This is a genomic window from Curtobacterium sp. 9128 (genome assembly GCF_007673775.1).
GTDB lineage: Bacteria > Actinomycetota > Actinomycetes > Actinomycetales > Microbacteriaceae > Curtobacterium.
Genome location: NZ_VEAF01000003.1, coordinates 319,573 through 343,152, shown reverse-complemented (window position 1 = coordinate 343,152; position 23,580 = coordinate 319,573). Strand labels below are relative to the sequence as shown.

General features: G+C 71.6%; 20 protein-coding genes and 1 pseudogene. 13 read left to right on the top strand and 8 right to left on the bottom strand.

What is annotated here, in order from left to right:
* Positions 1 to 45: 45 nt before the first annotated feature.
* Positions 46 to 1,503 carry an amidophosphoribosyltransferase gene (gene purF / locus FS641_RS07845; RefSeq protein ID WP_144762414.1) on the top strand — a complete coding sequence of 486 codons (1,458 nt, stop codon included), beginning with the start codon at positions 46 to 48 and terminating at the stop codon, positions 1,501 to 1,503.
* Between the two features lie 84 nt (positions 1,504 to 1,587).
* Here purF and FS641_RS07840 read toward each other — a convergent pair whose 3' ends face one another.
* Positions 1,588 to 1,983 carry a hypothetical protein gene (locus tag FS641_RS07840; protein ID WP_144762411.1) on the bottom strand — a complete coding sequence of 132 codons (396 nt, stop codon included), beginning with the start codon at positions 1,981 to 1,983 and terminating at the stop codon, positions 1,588 to 1,590.
* 108 nt (positions 1,984 to 2,091) lie between these two features.
* Here FS641_RS07840 and FS641_RS07835 point away from each other — a divergent pair, with 108 nt between their 5' ends.
* Positions 2,092 to 4,665, top strand: a complete 2,574-nt coding sequence (locus FS641_RS07835; RefSeq protein ID WP_144762408.1) for a LuxR C-terminal-related transcriptional regulator — start codon at positions 2,092 to 2,094, stop codon at positions 4,663 to 4,665.
* A gap of 377 nt (positions 4,666 to 5,042) precedes the next feature.
* Here FS641_RS07835 and FS641_RS07830 read toward each other — a convergent pair whose 3' ends face one another.
* Complete coding sequence (locus tag FS641_RS07830) at positions 5,043 to 5,405, bottom strand: sterol carrier family protein (protein ID WP_144762405.1); 363 nt, start codon at positions 5,403 to 5,405, stop codon at positions 5,043 to 5,045.
* Positions 5,406 to 5,567: 162 nt separating this feature from the next.
* Here FS641_RS07830 and purD point away from each other — a divergent pair, with 162 nt between their 5' ends.
* Entirely contained in the window at positions 5,568 to 6,848 is a 1,281-nt protein-coding gene (purD, locus tag FS641_RS07825) for a phosphoribosylamine--glycine ligase (protein ID WP_144762402.1), read from the top strand.
* The gene (locus FS641_RS07820; RefSeq protein WP_144762399.1) at positions 6,845 to 7,720 is read left to right on the top strand and encodes a phosphoribosylaminoimidazolesuccinocarboxamide synthase; all 876 of its coding nucleotides are present in this window, start codon (positions 6,845 to 6,847) and stop codon (positions 7,718 to 7,720) included. The genes purD and FS641_RS07820 overlap by 4 nt, the downstream gene beginning before the upstream one ends.
* Positions 7,721 to 7,796: 76 nt before the next feature.
* Here the strand turns inward: FS641_RS07820 and FS641_RS07815 are convergent, their stop codons facing one another.
* Positions 7,797 to 8,999: a PP2C family protein-serine/threonine phosphatase gene (locus FS641_RS07815; protein ID WP_144762395.1), complete on the bottom strand. Its 1,203-nt coding sequence runs from the start codon at positions 8,997 to 8,999 to the stop codon at positions 7,797 to 7,799.
* 104 nt (positions 9,000 to 9,103) lie between these two features.
* Between FS641_RS07815 and FS641_RS07810 the strand changes: the two genes are divergently transcribed.
* On the top strand, positions 9,104 to 9,424 hold the full coding sequence (locus FS641_RS07810) for a hypothetical protein (protein ID WP_144762393.1): 321 nt from the start codon (positions 9,104 to 9,106) through the stop codon (positions 9,422 to 9,424).
* A 73-nt stretch (positions 9,425 to 9,497) separates the two neighbouring features.
* On the opposite strand, the gene FS641_RS07805 is transcribed toward FS641_RS07810, so the two are convergent.
* Positions 9,498 to 10,052 (bottom strand): hypothetical protein, encoded by a 555-nt coding sequence (locus FS641_RS07805; RefSeq protein WP_144762390.1) that lies wholly within the window; start codon positions 10,050 to 10,052, stop codon positions 9,498 to 9,500.
* Positions 10,053 to 10,159: 107 nt separating this feature from the next.
* Between FS641_RS07805 and FS641_RS07800 the strand changes: the two genes are divergently transcribed.
* The 3 genes from FS641_RS07800 to FS641_RS07790 all read left to right on the top strand — a co-directional run bounded on the left by FS641_RS07800 (position 10,160) and on the right by FS641_RS07790 (position 12,532).
* The gene (locus FS641_RS07800; protein WP_144762387.1) at positions 10,160 to 10,936 is read left to right on the top strand and encodes an SDR family oxidoreductase; all 777 of its coding nucleotides are present in this window, start codon (positions 10,160 to 10,162) and stop codon (positions 10,934 to 10,936) included.
* 51 nt (positions 10,937 to 10,987) lie between these two features.
* Positions 10,988 to 11,857 carry a VOC family protein gene (locus FS641_RS07795; RefSeq protein ID WP_144762384.1) on the top strand — a complete coding sequence of 290 codons (870 nt, stop codon included), beginning with the start codon at positions 10,988 to 10,990 and terminating at the stop codon, positions 11,855 to 11,857.
* A gap of 108 nt (positions 11,858 to 11,965) precedes the next feature.
* Positions 11,966 to 12,532, top strand: coding sequence for a GNAT family N-acetyltransferase (locus tag FS641_RS07790; protein ID WP_186317642.1), 567 nt, complete (start codon positions 11,966 to 11,968; stop codon positions 12,530 to 12,532).
* A gap of 156 nt (positions 12,533 to 12,688) precedes the next feature.
* On the opposite strand, the gene FS641_RS07785 is transcribed toward FS641_RS07790, so the two are convergent.
* Complete coding sequence (locus FS641_RS07785) at positions 12,689 to 14,203, bottom strand: catalase (RefSeq protein ID WP_144762378.1); 1,515 nt, start codon at positions 14,201 to 14,203, stop codon at positions 12,689 to 12,691.
* A 179-nt stretch (positions 14,204 to 14,382) separates the two neighbouring features.
* A pseudogene (locus tag FS641_RS07780) lies at positions 14,383 to 14,805 on the bottom strand (Fur family transcriptional regulator); the annotation flags it as partial.
* Between the two features lie 168 nt (positions 14,806 to 14,973).
* Between FS641_RS07780 and FS641_RS07775 the strand changes: the two are divergent.
* Positions 14,974 to 16,266: an acyltransferase gene (locus FS641_RS07775; protein ID WP_144762375.1), complete on the top strand. Its 1,293-nt coding sequence runs from the start codon at positions 14,974 to 14,976 to the stop codon at positions 16,264 to 16,266.
* A 140-nt stretch (positions 16,267 to 16,406) separates the two neighbouring features.
* Positions 16,407 to 17,225, top strand: coding sequence for a cytochrome c oxidase assembly protein (locus FS641_RS07770; protein WP_144762372.1), 819 nt, complete (start codon positions 16,407 to 16,409; stop codon positions 17,223 to 17,225).
* Between the two features lie 565 nt (positions 17,226 to 17,790).
* Here the strand turns inward: FS641_RS07770 and FS641_RS07765 are convergent.
* Both FS641_RS07765 and FS641_RS07760 read right to left on the bottom strand, forming a co-directional pair.
* A complete protein-coding gene (locus tag FS641_RS07765) occupies positions 17,791 to 19,446 on the bottom strand; it encodes a DHA2 family efflux MFS transporter permease subunit (RefSeq protein ID WP_144762369.1) in 1,656 nt (551 codons plus the stop codon).
* Positions 19,443 to 20,051: a PadR family transcriptional regulator gene (locus tag FS641_RS07760; protein ID WP_144762366.1), complete on the bottom strand. Its 609-nt coding sequence runs from the start codon at positions 20,049 to 20,051 to the stop codon at positions 19,443 to 19,445. The genes FS641_RS07765 and FS641_RS07760 overlap by 4 nt, the downstream gene beginning before the upstream one ends.
* Positions 20,052 to 20,195: 144 nt before the next feature.
* Here FS641_RS07760 and purS point away from each other — a divergent pair, with 144 nt between their 5' ends.
* The 3 genes from purS to purL are packed head-to-tail and all read left to right on the top strand — an operon-like array spanning position 20,196 to position 23,580.
* A complete protein-coding gene (gene purS / locus FS641_RS07755) occupies positions 20,196 to 20,459 on the top strand; it encodes a phosphoribosylformylglycinamidine synthase subunit PurS (protein ID WP_056123105.1) in 264 nt (87 codons plus the stop codon).
* A gap of 5 nt (positions 20,460 to 20,464) precedes the next feature.
* Positions 20,465 to 21,160, top strand: coding sequence for a phosphoribosylformylglycinamidine synthase subunit PurQ (gene purQ, locus FS641_RS07750; protein ID WP_031263015.1), 696 nt, complete (start codon positions 20,465 to 20,467; stop codon positions 21,158 to 21,160).
* A gap of 38 nt (positions 21,161 to 21,198) precedes the next feature.
* Positions 21,199 to 23,580: a phosphoribosylformylglycinamidine synthase subunit PurL gene (gene purL / locus FS641_RS07745; RefSeq protein WP_260855732.1), complete on the top strand. Its 2,382-nt coding sequence runs from the start codon at positions 21,199 to 21,201 to the stop codon at positions 23,578 to 23,580.

Genomic DNA, 23,580 nt, shown 5'->3' with positions numbered 1-23,580 from the left:
ACTTGTTCGGTACCACCCGATTCTACGGTCTGGAGCACACCGCGAATGTGCGGCATCGTCGGCCTCGTTGCGCAGGGGCCAGCCAACCAATCCATCTACGACGCTCTGCTCCTCCTGCAACACCGGGGACAGGACTCGACGGGCATCGCCACGGTCGAGGGTCGCATCCACCACATGCACAAGACCCGCGGCCACGTCCGCGAGTCCTTCCGGACCCGTGACATGCGTGCGCTCCTCGGCACCATGGGGCTCGGGCACGTCCGGTACGCCACGAAGGGTGCCGCCAGCAACGAGGAAGAGGCCCAGCCGTTCTACGTGAACGCGCCGTACGGCATCGTCCTCGTCCACAACGGCAACCTGACGAACACGCGGGAACTGACGCGTGAGCTCTTCGACATCGACCGCCGGCACCTCAACACCACCTCGGACACCGAGCTGCTCGTGAACGTCCTGGCGCACGAGCTGCAGGGCCAGGTGCGCGGCCGCGAGCTCGACGCCGGGCAGGTCTTCGACGCCGTCGAACGCGTGCACGAGCGCGTCGAGGGCTCGTACGCCGCGATCGCGACCATCGCCGGGCACGGCCTGCTGGCCTTCCGCGACCCGTTCGGCATCCGCCCGCTCATCCTCGGGCACAAGTTCGACGACGCCGGCGCGTCCGAGTGGGTCGTCGCGTCCGAGTCGCTCGTGCTCGAGTCCGGCGGCTACGACATCGTGCGCGACGTCGCCCCCGGCGAGGCCGTGTACATCGAGATGGACGGCACGATGCACGCCCGGCAGTGCGCGGCGAACCCGCGCCTGGTGCCGTGCTCGTTCGAGTACGTCTACCTCGCGCGTCCCGACTCGGTGATGAACGGCATCTCGGTGTACGACGCCCGGCTCCGACTCGGCAACCGCCTGGCGGACACGATCGCGCAGTACGCCCCCACCGGCGACATCGACGTGGTCATGCCCATCCCCGACTCGAGCCGACCGGCGGCGATGCAGGTCGCGCAGAAGCTCGGCATCGAGTACCGCGAGGGCTTCTACAAGAACCGCTACGTCGGCCGCACGTTCATCATGCCCGGGCAGGCGGAGCGCAAGCGTTCGGTGCGCCAAAAGCTCAACGCGATGTCGTCCGAGTTCAAGGGCAAGAACATCCTGATCGTCGACGACTCGATCGTGCGCGGCACGACCAGTCGGGAGATCGTCGAGATGGCCCGTGCCGCCGGTGCGAACGAGGTCACCTTCACGAGTGCCGCCCCGCCCGTGCGCTACCCGCACGTGTACGGCATCAACATGCCGACGCGGGCCGAGCTCATCGCGCACGACCGCAAGATCCCCGAGATCAACCGGGTGCTCGGCAGCGACCACCTCATCTACCAGGAGATCGGCGACATGCGGGACGCCATCATCGAGGGCTCCGACGTGACCGACCTCGAGATGAGCTGCTTCACGGGTGAGTACGTCACGGGCACCGTGACGCCGGAGTACCTCGCCTGGGTGGAGGCGAACCAGCTCAGCTGAGCGTCGCTGCTCACGCAGCCCCAGACGCACTGGAGGCCCGGGTGCCAGCTGGCACCCGGGCCTCCAGTCCGCTGGTGGTCGCGTCTACGGACGCGGCTGGTCGCCGTGGTCCTCGATCTCGCCCTCGACCGTCTCCGGCGGCATCTCCACCTCGACGCGCTCCGCGGTGAGCCGCGCGGCGCGGCGCGAGAGCACGCGGTCGAGGACGATCGCGACGAGCGCGCCGACGAAGCCGCCGATGGCGACGCCCCAGAGGCCGAAGTAGCCGACCAGGCTGCCGAAGCTCTGCGTCTCCTGCTGGTCGCCGCGGTCGAGGTTCATCGTGAGCGAGATGACGACGAGCGTCACCAGGAAGCCGACCAGCGCGCCACCGATGATGAAGACGCCGAACTTGGGCGCGCGGCGGATGGTGACCTCGTCGGCGGAGGAGACGGTGCCGGGCGCGGGAACCGGAGCGTCGTGCGGATCGGTGTTGCTCACCCGACCATTGTCCCCCACTGTGGGACGTGCTCCAGCCGGTCCGCGCACTGCGGACCGGGAGAGGATGGAGCAGGGGCGCGGTGCGTCCCGGGGTGGAGGTGACGCTGCATGACCGGATCGACGGCGGCCGATCGTCGGCGTCCCGACGTCCCGGCGCGCATCTCGTGGCCGATCGTGCAGCGCGGCGAGGAGGACCGCGCCGTGGCGGTGGTGGCCGAGCACGGGTGCAGTGTCGCGCTCGTCGGGGCGCCCGGACTCGGCAAGAGCACGGCTGCGGCACGCGTCAGCGACCGCGTCGCCCGGGCCGACACGAGTGGACGGACGCTCGTCGTGCCGATCACCGCGGTGCCCTCCGGAGCCTCGATGCCCTTCCAGGCGGTGTCCGAGCGGCTCGGGGAGCTGCCGGAGGAGATCCTCGCCGACGAGGCCGGCGCCGAGCAGCGACTCCGCCAGGCCGCCGACCTGCTCGATCACGACCTGCTCGTCCGGATCGACGACGCCGACCACCTCGACGCCATCTCCGCGCGCTACGTCGCCTGGCTCGTGCGCAACGAGGGCGCCCGGTTGGTGCTCACCTGCCGGGACTTCACCGCCCTCGCCGAACCGCTCCGCGCCCTGTGGCAGGACGACCTGCTCGAGCGGATCGACCTCGAGCCGCTCGACCTCGAACACACCGCGGCGCTCATCGGCGACGCCCTGCACGCACCGCTCGAGTCGGCGTCGGTGGAGCGGGTGCACCGTGCGACGGCCGGCAACCCGCTGTACCTGCGCGAGGTCGTGCGGGCGGCGCTCGCGTCCGGTGCGCTGGAGCACACCGCGTCCGGGTGGTACTGGCGCGGCCGGATCACCGCGTCGAACAGCCTCGCGGACATGTACCGCAGCGAACTCGGCGCGCTCCCCGAGGACCTCCGCGACGTCGTGGACATCGTCGCGCTGGCCGACCCGATCCCGCTGTCCCGGCTGCTCGGACTCGTCGGCGGTGGGGACGTCGACCGTGTCGTCGCGCTCGGGCTCGCCCGCATCGACTCCCTGGAGCACGGCGAGCCGACCGTCCGTCCGTCGCACCCCCTGGTCGGCGAGGTCATCCGGTCGCTGGTGCCGGTCGCCCGACGGACGACGCTGTTCGCGCGTGCGAACGCCTTCCGGGCCGACCACGACGCGGGAGCCCTGCCGGCCGCGCGACTCCGTGCCGCGCTGTGGGCGCTCGAGTGCGGCGTGCAGCCGCCCGCGCCACAGCTGCTCGACGCCGCGCAGGTCGCCGTCCGCCTGCAGGAGCACGAGAGCGCCGTCGCCCTGGCCACCGCCGCGCTGCGGGCCGACCTCACCGCGTCCGAGCGGGTCGCCGCGCACGGTCTCCGGTCGCTGGCGCGGGGGTACAGCCTGGGGCGCGAGGCCGGGCGGGCCGACGCGGAGGCTGCCTGGGGCATCGCGTGCGGCGGTGACGTCGACGACCAGTCCGTCATCGAGGCGTGTGAGACCCTCGCGAACATCCGGCAGTTCCACGACGACGACACCGACGCCGCCGTCGCCCTGACCGAGACCGCCATGGAGCTCGTCGGACCGGAGGCCGCGGAGCGTCTCCGCCAGCTGCGCCTGTCGCACCTCGGCTGGGGTGGCCGGTTCGAGGAGGTCCGCGACGAGGTTGCCCGTTCCGGGATCGTCGACGCGCCGACCGTGCCGACGTCGTTCCTGGCGATCGCGCCGTGCGCCGTGATGGCCCTCGCGACGGCCGGGCGGCTCGACGACGCGATGCGGCTGGGGACGGCCGCGCTCGCGACCGCGTCGGCACACGTCGAGGAAGCGCCGTGGAGCGTCGGCGAGCTGATGTCCGTGATGCACCAGGTCCAGGTGTGGCGCGGCGACGTCGACGACCTCATCACCCAGGTCTCGCTGCAGCGGTCGAGCCCGTTCATGAAGTACGACTTCACCCTCGAGCTCATCGGCGCCGGCAACCTGGCGCTCGGGCAGCGCCGGTGGGACGACGCGATCACCGCGTTCTCCGCCGCGTGCGAGCGCTACGCCGTGGCGGACCACGGCGGGTTCGGGGCGTACCCGTGGGCACGGCTCGCCCTCGCGTACGCGTTCGCCGGGCAGGCCGAGGCCGCGCTGGCTGCACTCGAGCGTGCCCGGACGACCCCGCCTCGGGCGATGCGGATCACCGGCGAGCAGATCGCGACCTCCATCTCGTGGACGGAGGCGGTGCTCGGCAACCCGGCGGGGCTCCGGCACGCGGACGAGCTCTCGGAGCGGGCGACCGCGAGCGGCGCCTGGACGCACGTGATGTACGCGCAGACACTGCACTACACGATCGACATGCTCCACGGGCGGGAGTCCGGCGTGAGCCTGGACCGGATGCGCACGGCCGCGAGCCGCGTCGACGGTCCCCTCGCTGCGTCGATCGTCGAGTACGCGGATGCGATCCGATCGCGTGACCGTGCCCGGATCGCGGACGCGCAGACCGCGCTCGCCGCGCACGGCATGGCGGTGACCGCCGGACGGGCGCAGCGGGCGCCACTGACGAAGCGGGAGTACGAGGTCGCGGAGCTCGCGGCGCAGGGCCTGTCGAACCGCCGGATCGCCGAGCAGCTCGGGCTCTCGGTCCGCACGATCGACGCACACCTGTCGCGGGTCTTCACGAAGTGGGACCTGCACGCCAGGGCGGAGCTCGCCGAGCTGTTCTGATCGGCGCCGGGCAGCAGTACGAGGCCGCACCGTGCTCGTGCGGAGTTCGTCCCGAGGCCGCACCGTGCTCGTGCGGAGTTCGTCCCGAAGCCGCATCGCGCTCATGCGGAGTTCGTCCCGAAGCCGCATCACGCTCGTGCGGAGTTGCGGAATGCAGCACGCCACGCCGGATGAGTCCCACGGATCGGGAGAGATCGCGTACCGTTGACGCTGTCGCCGGGTTCGGACCCGTTCGGGTCGGGTCCGAATCCCGGCGACTTCAGCGGGACCGAGCCGATCCAGCTCGCCGACAACGCTACGCGCGGGCTGCACGGAGGACATCGGTAGGTCCTACCTAATTCGAGACCGGCCGGTATGCAAGCCTCCGGCTGTCCGGGTCAGACGTCCGTCCGGACCGGCAGGAACGCCGTCAGGTCCGCCCGCGACCCGGAGGCACTCGCGCGGGCCGCCGCGACCGCCTCGGGCCAGGTCAGGGTGCCGGTCGCGAGCGCGATCCACGTCGCAGCGTCGGTCTCGACCACGTTCGGCGGGGTGCCGCGGGTGTGCCGGGGGCCGGGGACCGCCTGCACGGCCGCGAACGGCGGGACGCGGACCTCGACGCTGTTGCCGGGGACGTCCTCGGCGAGTCGCTGCAGCGTCCAGCGGACGGCGGTGGCGGTGCTCGGCCGGTCGGTCGCGCCCCCGAGGACCGCGCGGAGTGCGGCGGCTCCCTCGGCGTCGTCGATGGTCCTGCTCGGCATGCTCCAAGGCTAGCCCCGCGGTCCTTCCCGCTCTCCTTCCCGCTCTCCTTCCCGCTCTCCCGACCTGCTCTCCCTGACGACGACTGCGCGCACGGGCGCAGGTGCAGTTGTCGTCCCGAGGCGCACATGCGTGGGGCTCCCCCGGCTCGGTAGGGTGATCGGGTGCGAATCCTCGTCCTCGGTTCCGGTGCCCGCGAGCACGCGATCATCACGGCGCTCCTGGCGGAGTCCACGCCAGACGGGTCGCGGCACGTCATCACGGCGGCACCGGGCAACGCCGGCATCGCGGCCGACGTCGAGACGGTGTCGCTCGACCCGACGAACGGTGCGCTCGTCGCCGAGTACGCGATCGAGAACGGCATCGAGCTCGTCGTCGTCGGCCCGGAGGCCCCGCTCATCGCCGGCGTGGCCGACCCCGTCCGGACCCGCGGCATCCCGGTGTTCGGCCCCAGCAAGGCCGCGGCGGCGCTCGAGGGCTCGAAGGCGTTCGCCAAGCGGATCATGTCCGCCGCCGGTGTCCCCACCGGCCGTCCGGTCTCCGCCGGCACGATCGACGAAGCCGTCGCCGCGATCGACGAGCTCGGTGCCCCGCACGTCGTGAAGGCCGACGGGCTCGCCGCCGGCAAGGGCGTCCTCGTGACGGAGGACCGCCAGGCGGCGATCGACCACGCGGCCTACTGGCTGCAGCACGGGCCCGTCGTGGTGGAGGAGTTCCTCGACGGCGAGGAGGTCTCGCTGTTCTTCCTGAGCGACGGCCACGACGTCCGCCCGCTCAGCCCCGCGCAGGACTACAAGCGGCTCGGCGACGGCGACGCCGGTCCGAACACCGGCGGCATGGGCGCCTACTCCCCGCTGCCGTGGCTCGCCGACCGCTGGGGCTCCGAGGCCGCCTTCGTGGCCGAGGTCACCGACCTGGTGGCGCTGCCGACCGTCCGTCAACTGGAACACGAGGGCACCCCGTTCGTCGGGCTGCTCTACTGCGGGCTCATCGTCACCGAGCAGGGCGTCCGCGTCATCGAGTTCAACGCGCGCTTCGGCGACCCCGAGACCCAGGTCGTCCTCCCCCGCCTGGCGACACCGCTCAGCGCGCTCATGCTCGCCGCGGCCACCGGGCAGCTCGGCGGAGCACCCGCGCCGGAGTTCCGCGACGACGTCGCCGTGACGGTCGTCCTGGCGAGCGAGGGCTACCCCGAGAACCCGCGGACCGGCCGACCGATCACCGGCATCGACGCGGCGAACGCGCGCGAGGGCGTCGCGGTGCTGCACGCCGCGACCGGTGTCCTCGACGGCGATCTGGTGGCGACCGGCGGTCGGGTGCTGAGCGTCGTCGCGACCGGAGCCGACTTCACCGAGGCGCGGGACCGCGCGTACGCGGGGCTGCACGACATCACCCTCGACGGTGCACAGTTCCGCACCGACATCGCCGCGGCGGTGACCCGGTGAGCGCGCCGCAGGTCGACGGGTGGCAGCACGTCTCGTCCGGTAAGGTCCGCGAGCTCTACGTCCCCGCCGACACCGCGTCCGTCGCCACCGCGACCGAACTCCTCCTCGTCGCCTCGGACCGGGTGAGCGCGTACGACTTCGCCCTCGAGCCGCCGATCCCCGGCAAGGGCGAGCTCCTCACGCGGCTGTCCCGGTTCTGGTTCACGCAGCTCGGCGACGTGCCGAACCACCTCCTCGGCCCGTCGGCGACGAGCACCCCGGTGCCCGCCGAGGTCGCGGCCAGGGCCATGCACGTGATGCCCCTGACGATGTTCCCGGTCGAGTGCGTCGTCCGCGGGTACCTGGTCGGCAGCGGTTGGACCGAGTACCAGGAGTCCGGCAGTGTGTGCGGCGTGCCGCTCCCCGACGGCCTGTCGAACGGCGACCGGCTGCCGGAGCCGATCTACACGCCCGCGTACAAGGCCCCTCAGGGCGAGCACGACGAGAACATCTCGTTCGAGCGCACCGAGGAGCTCGTGGGTGCCGACGTCGCGGCACAGCTCCGCGACCTGTCGCTGCACGTGTACTCCGAGGCGGCGGCCATCGCCCTCCAGCGCGGCGTGATCATCGCCGACACGAAGTTCGAGTTCGGCCACGACACCGCCGGGCAGATCCGGATCGGCGACGAGGTCCTGACGAGCGACTCCAGCCGGTACTGGGACGCCGAGACGTACGCCGACGGCAACCGCACGGACTCGTTCGACAAGCAGATCGTGCGGAACTGGCTCAGCGCGAACTGGGACAAGCAGGGCACCCCGCCGGTCCTGCCGGACGAGATCGTCGAGCGGACGGCAGCGCGCTACCGGGAGCTCATCGACCGCCTCGGCGCCTGACGGACGCCGAAAGCGCCCGACGACGCCCGACGGACGCCCCTGCAGCACCGACAGCGCGCGCGGGACGGCGCGCAGCTCAGGCGTCGCGGGACAGGACGACCACGGTCAGGTCGTCGCCAGGGTCGTGCGTCGCCGCCCGCTCGCGCACCCGCTCGAGGAACGCCGCCGCCGACCCGGCCGACCGGTACACGCCGCCGAGCCGCGAGAGCGACGCCAGCGTGGAGTCGAACAGCTCGAGCGCCCCGTCACTGACCACGATGAGCGTGTCGCCCGGCTCGAGGACGAGCGACTCTCCGGCGCGTGCCATCCCGACGGGGTGCAAGCCGAGCGGCAGGTCCGTCGAGCGGTGGATCGTCTCGGTGCCGTCGGCGTGCAGCTGCAGCACGAGACCGTGTCCGGCGTCGACCGTGTCGAGCCGCCCCGACGCGGGGTCGAGCCGCGCGTGGAACAGCGTCGAGAACGACTCCGCGCGGCTGAGCTCCGGCGCGACCTGGTCCTCCACGGCGGCGAGCGCCGACACGGGGTCGGCGGCCCCGCGGGCGAGCACGGCTCCGCGGATGCCGGCGGCGAGGAGCCCGGCGGACATGCCCTTGCCCATCACGTCCGCGACGGTGAGGTACAGCGCGCCGTCGGCGAGGTGCCACTCGTGGAAGTCGCCCGAGACGAGGCCGTGCGGCACGGACATGCCGGTTATGGCGTACCCGGGCACGGTGACGTCACGCGGGGTCAGGCCGGCGAGCACCGCGCGCATCCGGTCCTCGTCGGCCCCGACGGCGAGTTCGCGCTCGGCCCAGGTCCCGAGCTCCTCGAGCAGGGCGACGTCGGCGTCGTCGAGCGTGCGGGGTGCCGGGTCGATGAGGCAGAGCGTGCCGACCTTCAGCTGGTCGGCTCCGGCCCGGAGCGGGACGCCGGCGTAGAACCGGACGTTCGGGTCGCCGGTGACCATGGGGAGGTCGGCGAACTGTGGGTCCGCCAGCGCGTCCGTGACGAGCACGGGGCCGTCCTCGGCGAGTGTCCGTCCGCAGAAGGTGTCGGCGAGCGGGATGAGCGGGTCGAAGCGTTGCCCGGACTGCTGCGACTTCAGCAGCAGGTGGGTCTCCCCGGCGAGGTTGAGGAACGAGCCGGAGACGCCGAACGCCTCCCGGGCGATGCGGGTGATCCGCTCGAACCGTTCCTCCGGTCCGCTGTTCACGACGTCGAGTGCGGCGAGCAGTGCGGCGCGTCGGACGGCGTCGGTCGCGGCACTCGGGTTCGGGGCCGTCGCGGTCTCGCCTGTCATGCCTCCACGCTAACGCGCCCTCCGGAGACTGCCTGTCCCCCGTGCGGAGGACATCGCCCGATCGAGTGCGCTCTGTGGACGACGGCGCCGCGTAGGCTTGCCCCGTGTTCCGCCGTGCTGTCCCCGTCCTCGTCCTCGGTCTCGCGGCGGCCCTGACGCTCACCGGGTGTGGCGCGCAGGACTCCACCGGTCGCATCTCGGTGACGGTCTCGTCGAACGAGGCGAACCACGCGTACGAGGTCCGGGTGTCCGTGCCGAACGGGCGGCTCGCCGCGCACCAGCGGGTCTTCGCCGGCGGCACGGTCGACTTCGCCGGCGTCGCCGTCGGGAAGGTCACGGTCCGGGCGGACGGGCTCTGTGAGCAGACCGCGACGATCGAGAGCGGTCAGGTCACCGACGTCACCCTGCGTTCGACCGGCTGCTGACCGGGCCGCCGGGAACGACCAGCGGAACGACACGACCGACTCCAGTCGGCCACGATCGCGGCCGACGTCGTGCTCAATGCGTCAGCACCACCTTCGCGAGGCCGATCACGAACGCGATCGCGGCGAGCACGATGCCGCCCCAGAGCGCGAGGAACGTCGGTCGCTGCCCGCTCAGGCGCTGCATGAACACCCCGACCATGCCGATGCGCACGACGAGGATGACGAGCGCCGCGGTCTGCGCCCACGGGGCCGGAACCCACCCGGCCCACGCCACGGCGTAGAGGACCGCGGGGATCAGCCCGGACGTGGCGATGGGGTTCGCGTTCCGCACGATCGACGCCACGGATTCGCGTCGGGCCGCGTCGTCGGTCTCCTCCGCGCCGATGCCGTGGGCCACGAGGTGCGACAGCACGTGCGCCAGGTACGTGAGCACGGCGGTCGCGAGCACGGCCCAGATCGCCGAACCGTGGTGGATCGCCTCGGGGTCGACGGCGATCGCGGCGGCGAGGACGGTGATGTTGCCGTAGACGTACGACGACATCCGGTCGCGCACGGCCTCGACGGGGACGTCGCCCGGCCCCGGTCGACGGCGGCGGTCGCGCACGGGCGCGGGTCGGGAGCGGGGCACGACCCCATCCTGGCCCTCGCCGGGCGCGCCGTCCCGACAGGACCCCGGGTGCGATGCCACCCTGGCGGCGTCGGCGCACCGCTGCGCCCAGACGGGAGGCTCGACCCATGACCCACAGACCCCTCGCCCTGGTGACCGGTGTCGGTCGCCGCGCCGGGATCGGCGCCGCGGTCGCGGCGCGGTTGGCGCGCGACGGCTGGGACCTCGCCGTCTCGTGGTGGGGCCCGTACGACGCCCGCGTGCACGGTGCCGCCGACCCGGAAGGCATCGACGCCGTCGTCGCCGAGTGCGAGCACGCGGGTGCGGCCGTGACGCGCCTCCCGGTCGACCTGGCCGATCCGGACCAGGCGGCCGCGCTGGTCGGCCGTGCCGAGGCGGAGGCGGGCGCACCCGTGACCGCCGTCGTGCTGTCGCACTGCGAGTCGGTGGCGTCGGACTTCGCCTCGACGACGCTCGAGTCCTTCGACCGACACATGGCGGTGAACGTCCGCGCGCCGTTCCTGCTCGTGCAGGCGTACGCGGCTCGGCTGCGGGCCGGCGTCGACGCGCCGCTCGACCGTCGTCGGGTGGTCGCCCTGACGAGCGACCACGTCGGCTTCAACCTGCCCTACGGCACGAGCAAGGGTGCGCTCGACCGGCTCGTGATCGGCGCCGCGCAGGAGCTCGGCGACGTCCGGGTGAGCGCGAACCTCGTGAGCCCGGGGCCGAACGACACCGGGTGGATGACGGACGAGATCCGCCGTGCCGCGGCCGAGCAGACGCCGCTGGGGCGGCCGTCGCTGCCGTCGGACACCGCGGCGCTCGTCGGGTTCCTGCTCGGCGCTGATGGCGGGTGGGTGAACGGGCAGCTCCTGAAGTCGGACGGCGGGTTCAGCGCACGGTGATCCTCCGCCCATTTGGTTGACGCGTCAACCAAATGGGCGGAGGATGGTCACATGCACACGCAGGACCTCCTCGCCGCGGACACCGGGATGGGTGCCGTCACCCTGCGGGTCGGCGACCTCGACCGGATGATCGGCTACTACCGGGACGGCATCGGGCTGTCGCTGTTCTCGAACGACGCCGGCGTCGCGGTGCTCGGACGCGGGACGACGCCGATCGTGGTGCTCGAGCACGCGCCCGCGATGCAGCACGCCGCGCCGCACGAGGCCGGGCTGTTCCACACCGCGATCCTGTTCGACTCCCGAGCCGACCTCGCGGCGGCGCTGTACTCCGTCGCGACGCGGTACCCGCAGTCGTTCACGGGCAGCGCCGACCACCTCGTGAGCATCGCCTTCTACTGCACCGATCCCGAGGGCAACGGCGTCGAGCTCTACTGGGACCGGGCCCGCACGGAGTGGTCGTGGACGCACGGTGCGATCGACATGGACACGAAGTACGTCGACGCGAACGCGTTCCTGCAGGAACACCTGACCTCGGCGGCGCTCTCGGACGCGGCGGCGCGCCCCGGTCGTGTCGGCCATGTGCACCTGTCGGTCGGCGACGTCGACACCGCGAAGAAGTTCTACGTCGACCGGCTCGGCTTCGCGACCACCGCCGGCTGGGGAGGGGCGCTGTTCGTCAGCGCCGGCGGGTACCACCACCACATGGCGATGAACACGTGGAACTCCCGCGGCGCCGGTCGTCGGCAGCTCGCACTCGGCCTCGGGCTCGTGCGGATCGAGGTCCCGGGGGCGGACGACCTCGGCGCGCTCGTGTCCCGGATGCACGACACCGGCGTGCAGACCGCCGACGACGGACGGACCGTGGCGTTCGAGGACCCGTGGGCGAACCGCATCGAGGTCACGGCGCCCGGCCGCGGCTGAGCGCGCGGTGGGCGTCTGCGGCGCTGGACCGTCGAGTTCTCGCGCGGCGGGCGTGGAGTCGGGTCGCCGCTCCGGGCCGCCGCGGGCCGCACCGGGCAGGATGGGCATGTGAGCGATGACATCCGGTGGGAGGTGGTCGAGGAGAGCACGCTGACGCTCCCCGACCACGAGGCAATCGCGGCGATGCTGGGGCAGGCGTTCCCCGACTGGTCGCACTGGTACGTGGGCGGCCGGAGCTGGTCCGGCATGCAACCGGAACGGCGGGTGCTCGCACGGGATGCGGACGGGGTCGTCCTCGCGCACGTCGGCATCCGCCGCATGTACATCAGCGTCGGCGGCGAGGACGTCCTCATCGGCGACACCGGCATCGTGGCCGTCGCACCCCGACTCCAGGGAACGGGCATCGGCCGCGAGCTCATGACCCGCGCGCACGCCGTCCTCGAGGGGCTCCGCGTGCCGTACGGCTTCCTCGGCGCCGGCGAGAACCGCATCCCGTTCTACGCGAAGCTCGGCTGGCACGAGCTCCCGGATGCGGTCGGCACGTTCTCTGCCTTCACGGCCGAGGGCGCCGGCCTCAGCAACACCGAGCAGGGCGGCTGGATGGTGTTCCCCGTGGCGGCACAGCTCGAGGACTGGCCGACCGGCGACATCTGGCTGAACGGCCAGCAGGTCTAGCGCGAGCGCGGCCGGTCCTGCGCAGCAGGACGACGAGTGCGCACGCGCCCGCGTGTGCACTCGTCGTCACGGTGCGCAGCTGCGCGCCGCAACCACGGACGGGAGGCACGGTGCGGGTCCGACCCGCACCGTGCCTCCCGTCTGGGATGGTGCCGACTACGCCTCGACGGCGACCTTCTCCGGGTCCTCGTTCGAACCGGGCGCGCTCGGCTGGACCGCCGCGCGCACGCGTGCGCCGAGCTCGGCGTCCACGTTGGTCCAGTACGCGAACACGCGCTCGCGGAGGTCGTCGCGCGTCACCTTCGCGACGTGTCCGGCGATGTTGCCGACCAGACGCTCGCGGGCTGCGTCGTCGAGGACCTCGCGGACCATCGTGCCGGCCTGCCCGAAGTCGTCGTCCTCGGGGTGGAGCGTCGCGGCCGCACGCTGCAGCGTGCCGTCGGACTCCCACCCGGGGGTCTCGTCCGTGGCGTTCGGGTCGGCGTGCGCGCCGCCCTGGGTGTTCGGCGCGTAGACCGGCACCTCGGCCTTCTGGAAGTCGAAGCGCATGGCGCCGTCCTTCGAGTACGAGTGCACCTCGTTCTTCGGGGCGTTCACCGGCAGCTGCGCGTAGTTCGTGCCGACGCGGTAGCGCTGGGCGTCGGCGTAGCTGAAGATGCGCGCGAGGAGCATCTTGTCCGGGCTCGCCGCGATGCCGGGTACGAAGTTCGACGGGGCGAACGAGGCCTGCTCGATCTGCGCGAAGTAGTTCTCCGGGTTGCGGTTGAGCTCCATCGTGCCGACCTCGATGAGCGGGTAGTCGCCGTGCGGCCACACCTTCGTCACGTCGAACGGGTTGAAGCGGTACGTCGCGGCGTCCTCGTAGGGCATGATCTGCACCTTGAGGGTCCACCGCGGGTTGTCGCCACGCTCGATCGCCTCGTACAGGTCGCGGGTGTGGAAGTCCGCGTCCTCACCGGCGATGCGCTCGGAGTCCTCCTGCGTCAGGGTCTTGTGGCCCTGCTCCGAGATGAAGTGGTACTTGATCCAGGAACGCTCGCCCTCGGCGTTGATCCACTGGAACGTGTGCGAGCCGTAGCCGTTCATCATGCGCCAGCTCGCGGGCAGACCGCGGTCGCCCATGAGCCAGGTCACCTGGTGCGCCGACTCGGGCGACAGCGTCCAGAAGTCCCACTGCATGTCGTGGTTGCGGAGGTTCGTGTGGGGCAGGCGCTTCTGCGAGCGGATGAAGTCCGGGAACTTGATGCCGTCGCGGATGAAGAACACCGGGGTGTTGTTGCCGACGAGGTCGTAGTTGCCCTCTTCGGTGTAGAACTTCAGCGCGAAGCCACGGGGGTCGCGCCAGGTGTCCGGGGAGCCCTGCTCGCCGGCGACCGTCGAGAAGCGTGCGAGCATCTCGGTCTGCTTGCCCGGCTGCAGGAACGCGGCGCGGGTGTACTTGCTCACGTCGTTCGTGACGGTGAAGGTACCGAAGGCACCGCCGCCCTTGGCGTGGACGACGCGCTCCGGCACGCGCTCCCGGTTGAACTGGGCGAGCTTCTCGACCAGGTAGTGGTCGTGGAGCGCGAGGGGCCCGTCGGCGCCGACACCCATGGAGTGCTGGTCGCTCGAGACGGGGGCCCCGCTGTTGGTCGTGGTGGTGGGCGTGTGCTCGGTGTTCTGTTCGGACACGGTTCCTCCTAGCGTGGAACGGTTGGTTCGGTCAGGGTTGCTCGGGTGGTTCGTGGGACGGCGTCGCGCTCGGCTGCCGTCAATGGGACGGCGTCGTACTCGGCTGCCGCCGGTGGGACGGCGTCGCGCTCCGCTGCCGTCTGGGGGACGTCATCGCGCTCCGCTGCGGTCGGCGGGACGTCGTCGCGCTCGGCTGCGGCGCACGGCTCGCAGATCCCCCAGTAGGTGACCTCGGCCGTCGTGACGGCGAACCCGTGCGCGTCCGAGGGCGTCAGGCAGGGCGAGTGCCCCACGGCGCAGTCCACGTCCTCGATGGCGCCGCACATGGTGCACACGATGTGGTGGTGGTTGTCGCCGGTGCGCCGTTCGTACCGCGCGGGGCTGCCCGCCGGTTCGATGCGGCGGACGAGCCCCACACCGGTGAGGGCCGCGAGGACGCCGTACACCGCCTGGTGACTCGTCGTGGGGAGCTCCGCGGTCAGGGCCGTGACGATGTCGTCGGCGGTGGCGTGCGGCATCGTCGCCGTGGCGCGCAACACCGCGAGGCGCGGCGTCGTGACCCGCAGCCCGGCTCCGCGGAGCAGGTCGGCGTCGACGTCCATGGCGCACCTCTCTTTTGCAGCGGTCAAGACAATGCCAACCATACAGCCCTCCCGGCTTGAGGAGCCGCGTGTCGGCACATTCCCGCACCGGAATACGATGTGTCACGGTTCGGTCGCGATCCGCTGGAACGGACCTGGGAACGGTCGATCGCCCGGTAGCGTCCCGGCATGTCCACTCAGCAGGCACCGACCAGCGTGGACGTCCGGGGGATCATCGCGAAGCGGGACCTGGTCGTCGACCTCATCCGGACGGCATGCGTCGTCCTCGTCGTCTTCGTGCACATCACGATGGTCGGTGTCGCGGCCGACGACGCCGGCATCCGCATCACGAGCCCGCTGCAGGAGCTCGACTGGTACGTCGCGGCGACCTGGGCGGGGCAGGTGATGCCGCTGTTCTTCGTCGTCGGCGGGTTCGCGAGCGCCGTCGGCTGGCGGAGCACCGTCGCCCGGGGCGGTGGAGCCCGCGACTGGGTCGCCACCCGACTCGTCCGGCTGTTCCGCCCGGCGGCGCCGCTGTTCCTCGTGCTCGCCGTGGGGCTCGGCGTCGCGACGCTGCTCGGGACGCCGCAGGACCTCCTCGCCGAGGTCGCGTTCGGCATCGGGTCGCCGCTGTGGTTCCTCGCCGCGTACGGCATCACGCAGTGCCTCGTGCCGCTCATGGCGCGCCTGCACGAGCGGTCCCCGTGGGTGACGCTCGCCGCGCTCCTCGTGCTCGCAGCCGCGATCGACGGTGTCCGCCTCGGCACGGGTGCGGCCGACGTCGGGCTCCTCAACCTCGGTCCGGTGTGGCTGTTCGCGCAGCAGCTCGGGTTCCTCTGGGCCGACGGCTGGTTCGCTCGGCGCTCCCGGCTCGTGCTGGTCGCCGTCGCCGCCGCGGTGTACGCCGCCCTGGTGCCGATGACCTCCGTCGGGCTCTGGGCGCCGGACATGCTGCAGGACCTCAACCCGCCGATGCTGCCGCTGGCGTTCCTCGCGGTCGCGCAGGCGTGCCTCGTGCAGGTCGTGCACGGGCCGCTCACTCGGCTCATGCAGACCCGGGCAGCGCAGGGCACCGTGTTCCTGCTCGGCCGCGACGGCATGACGATCTACCTCTGGCACCTGCCGCTGTTCATCGCACTGAACGGGATCGCCCTGTTCATCGGCGTGCCGTTCCCCGCGCCCGGCTCCGCGACGTGGTGGGCGACGCGGGCGATCGCCCTCGTCGTGCTCCTCGCCGCAGCACTCGGTGTCGCCAGGGCCCTGAGCCGGTTCGACCGGCCACTCCCCCGCCTGGTGCCCGGAGCCGACCGACCCGCGTGGCCCCTGGTGGCGTTCGCGGTCGTGTGCACCATCGGCCCGGCCTTCGCCGTGATGCAGCTGCACCTGTCGTTCGGCATCGCCGCGATCGGTGCCGTGACGATCCCGGTCGGCGTGTGGGTCCTCTCCCGCACGGTGCCGGCGGTCGGCGTCCGACGTATCTGAGCCGGTTCTCACCGCCCCGACCTGCCGTCGGCGGGGTCACGGGCGGAGGATGATCCTGCAGCACGATCCGCAGGAGGCACCCCACGCCGTCACCGTCCGAGTTCTGGAGCATCTGGCACCTCGACCCGTTGGCCGCCGCGATGATCCTCGTCGCCGCAGTCGCCTACGGGTGGTGGGTGGTGGCCGCACACCACCGCGGCGCCCGCTGGCCCTGGTGGCGGACGCTGTCCTTCCTGGGCGCACTGGTGCTGTTCGGGATCCTGCAGTTCGGCATCGTCGGCGTCTACGACCAGACGCTCCGGTGGGCGTTCGTGCTGAGGCTCGCCCTGCTCTTCTTCGCGGTCCCCACGTTCGCCGCGTTCGCCGCGCCGCTCACGCTGCTCCGGACGGGAGGCCCGGCTCGTCTCGCCGACGCCGCCTCCGCCGTCATGGGGTCGCGTCCGGTGCGCGTGCTCGGCAACGCGATCGTCTCGCCCCTGGTGGCCCTGGCGCTCTTCTGCGTGCTGCTCACCCCGCTGTCGGCAGCGATCCGCACCTCCCCGGTCTGGGCGGTGGCGATCACGGTGCTCGTGCCGATGCTGGGCTTCGGGCTGCTGGCACCGCTGACCGAGGCGGGTTCGCTCCGCTCCTCGACCTTCGTCACGGCGGAGTTCCTGCTGGCGTTCGTGGAGCTCATGCTCGATGCGATCCCGGGCATCGTGCTGCGGATCACCGGGCACGTGCTGGACGGTGCGACCGTGATGGCGTCGGGGCCAGGGTGGTTCCCGTCGGCGCTGCGGGACCAGCACCTCGCGGGTGACCTGCTGTGGTTCATCGCGGAGGTCGCCGACATCCCCGTGCTCATCTCGCTGTTCGTGCGGTGGCAGCGGACGGACCGCCGCGAGGCCCACGCCGTCGACGCGCTCTCCGACGAGGAGATGGCCGAGCTGACCCGGGCGCACCTCTCGCGGCGGGGGTGAGGGCACGGGCCCCGCCGACTCCCCCTGGCGCCCCCCGCCCGACTCCCCCCCTTCCGACTCGGAACGACACCGTCGATGTCGTACGACGTCGACGGTGTCGCACGTTGCGTCACGCAACCATTGCGGACGCCCGGTAGCGACAGCGTCGTTGTCGTACGACAGCGACCTCGTCGTTCCGAGTCGACGCGGGATGTGCGCCGACCTCGTCGTTCCGAGTCGACGCGGACGGGCGCCGAACTCGTCGTTCCGAGTCGACTCGGGAGCGCATGGCCCAAGGCGCTCTCCCTCCCGGTCCGCCGCTCCCGACCCGGCGCCCTCCTCCTCCCGACTCCCCCTGGCGACTCCCCCACTTCCGACTCGGAACGACAGCGTCGATGTCGCACGACATCGACGGTGTCGCACCTTGCGGCACGCAATCATTGCGGACGCCGGGTAGCGACAGCGTCGTTGTCGTACGACAGCGACCTCGTCGTTCCGAGTCGACGCGGCACAGTCGGCACGCGCCCGACGCCCGATGCCCGACAGAGCCCCCGGACGCTCGGCCGGGGGCTCCTCGTGGTGCAGGTCAGGCGCTGGCGTGCCGGCCGTGGTGGTCGGTCGTCGCGAGCTCCTCCTCCGGCGTGGCCGGTGCCGCCGCGGCAGCGTGCACACCGTGCTCCGCGGGAGCCGACGCAGTCGCAGTCGAGGTCGACCCGGCAGCCGAGGGTTCCGCGACGGCCCCGGACCCGGACCCGGACCACGCGACGGTCTGCTTCGGCTTCGCGAGGAACAGCGCCGCCACGATGGCGACCACGAGCACGACCGCCGGCAGGATCAGGGACTGGCCCATCGCCTTCGAGAACGGGTCCATCAGGAACGACGGGAGCGTGCCCACCTGCTGTTCCGCGCCTCCCGTTGAGGCGCCGCCGGACTGTGCCGGGAAGTTCGCCGTGATGCGCGCCTCGATCAGCGCGGCGATCCCGGCGGAACCGAGCACGGCACCGATCTGGCGGGTCGTGTTGTAGACACCCGACCCGGCGCCGGCGAGCTTCGGCGACAGGTTGCGCGTCGCGGAGACCGACAGCGGGCCCCACATGCAAGCGTTCGCGATGCCGAGCAGGGCGCTCGGCAGCAGGATGAGCTGCCACCCGGCGTTCGCGGCGACGAGTCCGGCGAACCAGAACAGGCCACCCGAGAAGCAGGCGAGGCCGAACGCGCCGACCCAGCGCGGGTTCCAGCGGTGCAGGTTCTTGCCCACGAGCGGTGCGAGCGCGGCGGAGATGACGGCCATCGGCACCAGGAGCAGCGCGGCCTGGGTCGGCGAGAACTCCTTGACGTCCTGCGCCCAGAGCATGAGCGGCAGGGCGAACGACGAGATCGCGACACCGACGGCCGTGATCGCGATGTTCGCGAGCGTGAAGTTGCGGTCCTTGAACAGCCCGAGCGGGAGCAGCGGCTCGGACTTCTGCACGCCCTGCCACACCACGAAGGCCGCGAGGACGACGATGCCCGCGATGATCAGCGCCCAGACCGAGATCGGGCCGGTGATGGTGCCCCAGTCGTAGGTCTCACCCTCCTGGATGCCGAAGACGAGCAGGAACATGCCGACCGCCGACAGCACGATGCCGAGGTAGTCGAAGCGGTGCGGGTTGCGCTCGAAGCGCGGCACGAGGCGCTGCGCGAGGACGAACGCCACGACGCCGACGGGGACGTTGACGAAGAAGATCCACTCCCAGCCGAAGCCGTCGACGAGCAGGCCGCCCGCGATCGGACCGACGAGCGAGGCGATGCCGGCCGTCGCACCCCAGAGGCCCATGGCCGCGCCGCGGTTCTGCGGCGGGAACATGCGCGTGATCACGGACATCGTCTGCGGCGTCATCATCGCGGCACCGAGGCCCTGCACGACGCGGGCGACGATGAGCATCTCGATCGAACCGGACAGGCCGCACCACAGGCTCGCGAGCGTGAAGACCACGAGGCCGACCTGGTACAACACCTTCGGCCCGAACCGGTCACCGAGGCGGCCGGTGATGAGCAGCGGCACCGCGTAGGCGAGCAGGTAGGCGCTCGTCACCCAGATCACGGCGTTGATGTCCGCGTCGAGCTTCTGGGCGATGGTCGGGGTCGCGACCGACACGATGGTCGAGTCGACGAGGATCATGAAGAAGCCGACGACGAGTGCCCAGAGGGCGGGCCACGGCTTCTTCTCGGTGGTGGACGGTGGGGCGCTCGTGGTGCTCATCGAGTGGGTTCCTTGCTGTTCGGAGAGGTCGGTGCGGGGACGGCGGGGCCGTCCCAGGGGATGTCGCCGCTCGCCACGCGCTCGGCGGTGGCGGAGAGCCACTCGATCTGCGCGGTGAGCATGGCACGGACGTACGACAGGTCCAGCCAGAAGCGTTCGGCCAGGCGTTTGTCCTGGAGGCTCGTGGCGGCTGCGTCGTACTCGTCGCGTCGGGCGGTGAGCGCCTGGACGCGCGCCCGCAGGGCGGTCACCACGTCGTCGGCGCTGAGGTTGTCGACGTGGGAGACCGCGATGTGGAACTCGGGGTACTCGTCCGCCGGCTCGGCGACCATGCGGCGGAGGCCCGCCTCGAGGGCGTCCCGACCGTGGTCGGTGATCGCGTAGGTGGTGCGCTCGGGGCGGTTGCCCTCGCGGGCGGTGCCGAGGGCTTCGGCGTAGCCGAGGTCGACGAGCCGCCCGATCTGGTGGTACAGCGTGCCCGGTCGGACCTTGACGTTCTCGTCCTCTCGCCGCTGCAGCATGGTCTGGAACATCTCGTACGGGTGCATCGGCGCCTCGGCGAGGAGTCCGAGCGCGGCGAACGCGAGGGGCGTGAGCGACGCCATCCGAGCCTCCAGACCGGTGTTCCAGACCAACTATTCGACTTGGAATATACGCCTTGGAACAGTTCTCCACAACCGGTTCGGCGCGCCGTGCGCGCCGCATAGACTGTTCGGGTCCCACCCGACCCCCCGTGCTGGAGTGAACACGTGCCAACGATCGTCGTCGAGGTCATGCCGAAGGCCGAGATCCTCGACCCCCAGGGCAAGGCGGTGGGCAATGCCCTCGCCCGCCTCGGCAAGAACGACCTCACCAACGTCCGCATCGGCAAGCGTTTCGAGGTGACCGTCGACGGTCCCGTCGACGACGCCAAGCTCGCCGAGGTCCGCGAGATCGCTGCGGACATCTTCTCCAACGCCGTGATCGAAGACGTGGTCTCGGTCAGCGTCGCCGAGCACAGCAGCGCCGAGTGACCGCGATGCGCATCGGCGTCATCACGTTCCCCGGCTCGCTCGACGACCGCGACGCCCAGCGTGCGGTCCGTCTCGCCGGTGCCGACCCCGTCGCGCTCTGGCACGGCGACCACGACCTGCAGGGTGTGGACGCGATCGTGCTGCCGGGCGGGTTCTCCTACGGCGACTACCTGCGTGCCGGTGCGATCGCGGCGAAGGCCCCGATCATGGCCGAGGTCATCGACGCCGCGGGCAAGGGCATGCCGGTGCTCGGCATCTGCAACGGCTTCCAGATGCTGGCAGAGGCGCGCCTGGTCCCCGGGGCGCACACCCGGAACGCGCACCAGCAGTTCATCCGTCGCGACCAGAAGCTCCGCGTCGAGACCACCGCCACCGCGTGGACGTCCGGCTTCACGGCGCAGCAGGAGATCACCATCCCGCTGAAGAACGCCGACGGCCGCTTCGTGGCCGACGCCGACGAGATCAAGCGCATCGAGGACAACGGCCAGGTCGTGTTCCGCTACGTCGGCGTGAACCCGAACGGGTCCATCGACGACATCGCCGGCGTCTCGAACGAGCGCGGCAACGTCGTCGGCCTGATGCCGCACCCCGAGCACGCGACGGAGCCCGGGTTCGGGCCGGACACGCCCGCTGCCATGGCCTCCGGCACGGACGGCCTCACCTTCTTCACCTCCGTGATCGAGTCGACGCTCGTCAAGTGACCGCGGCACCGACTCCAGTGACAGGGAATGACAACACCGTGACGACCCACGTTCGCCCGAAGCCCGACACCGTGCAGGACGCCGCCGCGACGCCCGACAAGGAGCAGCCGTACGAGGCGCTCGGGCTGAAGGCGGACGAGTACGCGAAGATCCGCGAGATCCTCGGCCGCCGCCCCACCTCGGGCGAGCTGGCGATGTACTCCGTGATGTGGTCGGAGCACTGCTCGTACAAGTCGAGCAAGAACTACCTCCGGCAGTTCGGCAAGAAGGTCACGCCGGAGATGACCAAGAACCTGATGGTCGGCATGGGCGAGAACGCCGGCGTGGTCGACGTCGGCAACGGCTGGGCGGTGACCTTCAAGGTCGAGTCGCACAACCACCCGTCCTACGTCGAGCCGTACCAGGGCGCTGCCACGGGCGTGGGCGGCATCGTCCGCGACATCATCTCGATGGGCGCGCGTCCGGTCGCCGTGATGGACCAGCTCCGCTTCGGCGCCGTCGAGCACGAGGACACCGCGCGCGTCGTGCACGGCGTGGTCGGCGGCATCTCGTTCTACGGCAACTGCCTGGGCCTGCCGAACATCGGCGGCGAGACCTACTTCGACTCCGTGTACCAGGGCAACCCCCTCGTCAACGCGCTCGCGGTCGGCGTCCTCCGCCACGAGGACCTCCACCTCGCCAACGCGTCCGGCGCCGGCAACAAGGTCGTGCTCTTCGGCGCACGCACCGGCGGTGACGGCATCGGCGGCGCGTCGATCCTGGCGTCCGACACCTTCACCGAGGGCGGTCCGACCAAGCGTCCCGCCGTCCAGGTGGGCGACCCGTTCGCCGAGAAGGTCCTCATCGAGTGCTGCCTCGAGCTCTTCCAGAAGGAGCTCGTCGAGGGCATCCAGGACCTCGGTGCCGCTGGCATCTCCTGCGCCACCTCGGAGCTCGCCAGCAACGGTGACGGCGGCATGCACATCTCGCTCGACGACGTCCTGCTCCGCGACCCCACGCTCACCGCCGAGGAGATCCTCATGTCGGAGAGCCAGGAGCGCATGATGGCGGTCGTCACGCCGGAGAAGCTCGACGCCTTCCTGGCCGTCGTCGCCAAGTGGGAGGTCGAGACCAGCGTCCTCGGCGAGGTCACCGGCACCGGCCGACTCGTCATCGACTGGCAGGGCCAGGAGATCGTGAACGTCGACCCGCGCACGGTCGCCGTCGACGGCCCCGTGTACGACCGTCCTGTCGCCTACCCGACCTGGATCGACGCGCTGCAGGCGGACTCCGCCGCGGCACTCGACCGTCCGGACAGCGGCCCCGCGCTCAAGGCCCAGTTCCTGCAGCTGCTGGGCTCGCCGAACCTGGCGTCGAAGAACTGGGTCACGAACCAGTACGACACCTACGTGCTCGGCAACACCGCGCTCTCCTTCCCCGACGACGGCGGCATGATCCGCGTCGACGAGGAGACCGGGCTCGGCGTCGCCATCGCGACGGACGCCAACGGCCGCTACTGCCAGCTCGACCCGAAGCAGGGCGCACGTCTGGCCCTCGCCGAGGCCTACCGGAACGTCGCCGTGACCGGTGCGGTCCCCGCCGCGGTCACCGACTGCCTGAACTTCGGCTCGCCGGAGAACCCCGAGGTCATGTGGCAGTTCTCCGAGGCCGTCGAGGGCCTCGCCGACGGCTGCATGGAGCTCGGCATCCCGGTCACGGGCGGCAACGTGTCGTTCTACAACCAGACCGGCACGACCCCGATCCACCCGACCCCGGTCGTCGGTGTCCTCGGGATCATCGACGACGTCGCCAAGCGCATCCCCTCGGGGTGGCAGGACGACGGCCACAACATCTACCTGCTCGGCACGACGAGCCTCGAGCTCGACGGCTCCGCGTGGGCGGGCACCGTGCACGGGCACCTCGGTGGGCGTCCGCCGGCGGTCGACCTCGACCGCGAGAAGGCCCTCGCCGAGCTGCTCCACGCGGCCGCGGACGAGCAGCTGCTGACGAGTGCCCACGACCTGGCGGACGGTGGCCTCGGTCAGGCGCTCGCCGAGTCGGTGCTGCGCTTCGGCGTCGGTGCGCGGGTCGTGCTCGACGAGCTCGAGACCCGCGACGGCGTCGACACCGCCACCGCCCTGTTCTCGGAGTCGACCGGCCGCGTCATCGTCACCGTCCGGCGCGAGGACGACGTCCGCTTCCAGGGCCTGTGCAACGGCCGGGGCTTCCCGGTGCTCCGTATCGGCGTGACCGACGGTGCCTCGCAGGCGCTCGAGGTCCAGGGTGCGTTCGAGGCGAGCGTCGACGAGCTCCGGGGCACGCACGGTGCGACGCTGCCGACCCGCTTCGGCGACGTCATCGAGGAGACCGTGACCGAGGGCGTCCTGGGCCGCGGCCCGCTCGCCTCGGACGGCACGTTCTCTCCGCGCACCGACGGCTGA

Bases quoted from the DNA above. Each gene is read 5' to 3' on its own strand.
- FS641_RS07815 (WP_144762395.1), bottom strand. From the start codon at position 8,999: ATGACAGGCGAGACCGCGACGGCCCCGAACCCGAGTGCCGCGACCGAC.
- FS641_RS07800 (WP_144762387.1), top strand. From the start codon at position 10,160: ATGACCCACAGACCCCTCGCCCTGGTGACCGGTGTCGGTCGCCGCGCC.
- FS641_RS07830 (WP_144762405.1), bottom strand. From the start codon at position 5,405: ATGCCGAGCAGGACCATCGACGACGCCGAGGGAGCCGCCGCACTCCGC.
- FS641_RS07765 (WP_144762369.1), bottom strand. From the start codon at position 19,446: ATGAGCACCACGAGCGCCCCACCGTCCACCACCGAGAAGAAGCCGTGG.
- FS641_RS07795 (WP_144762384.1), top strand. From the start codon at position 10,988: ATGCACACGCAGGACCTCCTCGCCGCGGACACCGGGATGGGTGCCGTC.
- purQ (WP_031263015.1), top strand. From the start codon at position 20,465: ATGCGCATCGGCGTCATCACGTTCCCCGGCTCGCTCGACGACCGCGAC.
- purF (WP_144762414.1), top strand. From the start codon at position 46: ATGTGCGGCATCGTCGGCCTCGTTGCGCAGGGGCCAGCCAACCAATCC.
- FS641_RS07770 (WP_144762372.1), top strand. From the start codon at position 16,407: ATGATCCTCGTCGCCGCAGTCGCCTACGGGTGGTGGGTGGTGGCCGCA.
- FS641_RS07775 (WP_144762375.1), top strand. From the start codon at position 14,974: ATGTCCACTCAGCAGGCACCGACCAGCGTGGACGTCCGGGGGATCATC.
- FS641_RS07760 (WP_144762366.1), bottom strand. From the start codon at position 20,051: ATGGCGTCGCTCACGCCCCTCGCGTTCGCCGCGCTCGGACTCCTCGCC.
- FS641_RS07835 (WP_144762408.1), top strand. From the start codon at position 2,092: ATGACCGGATCGACGGCGGCCGATCGTCGGCGTCCCGACGTCCCGGCG.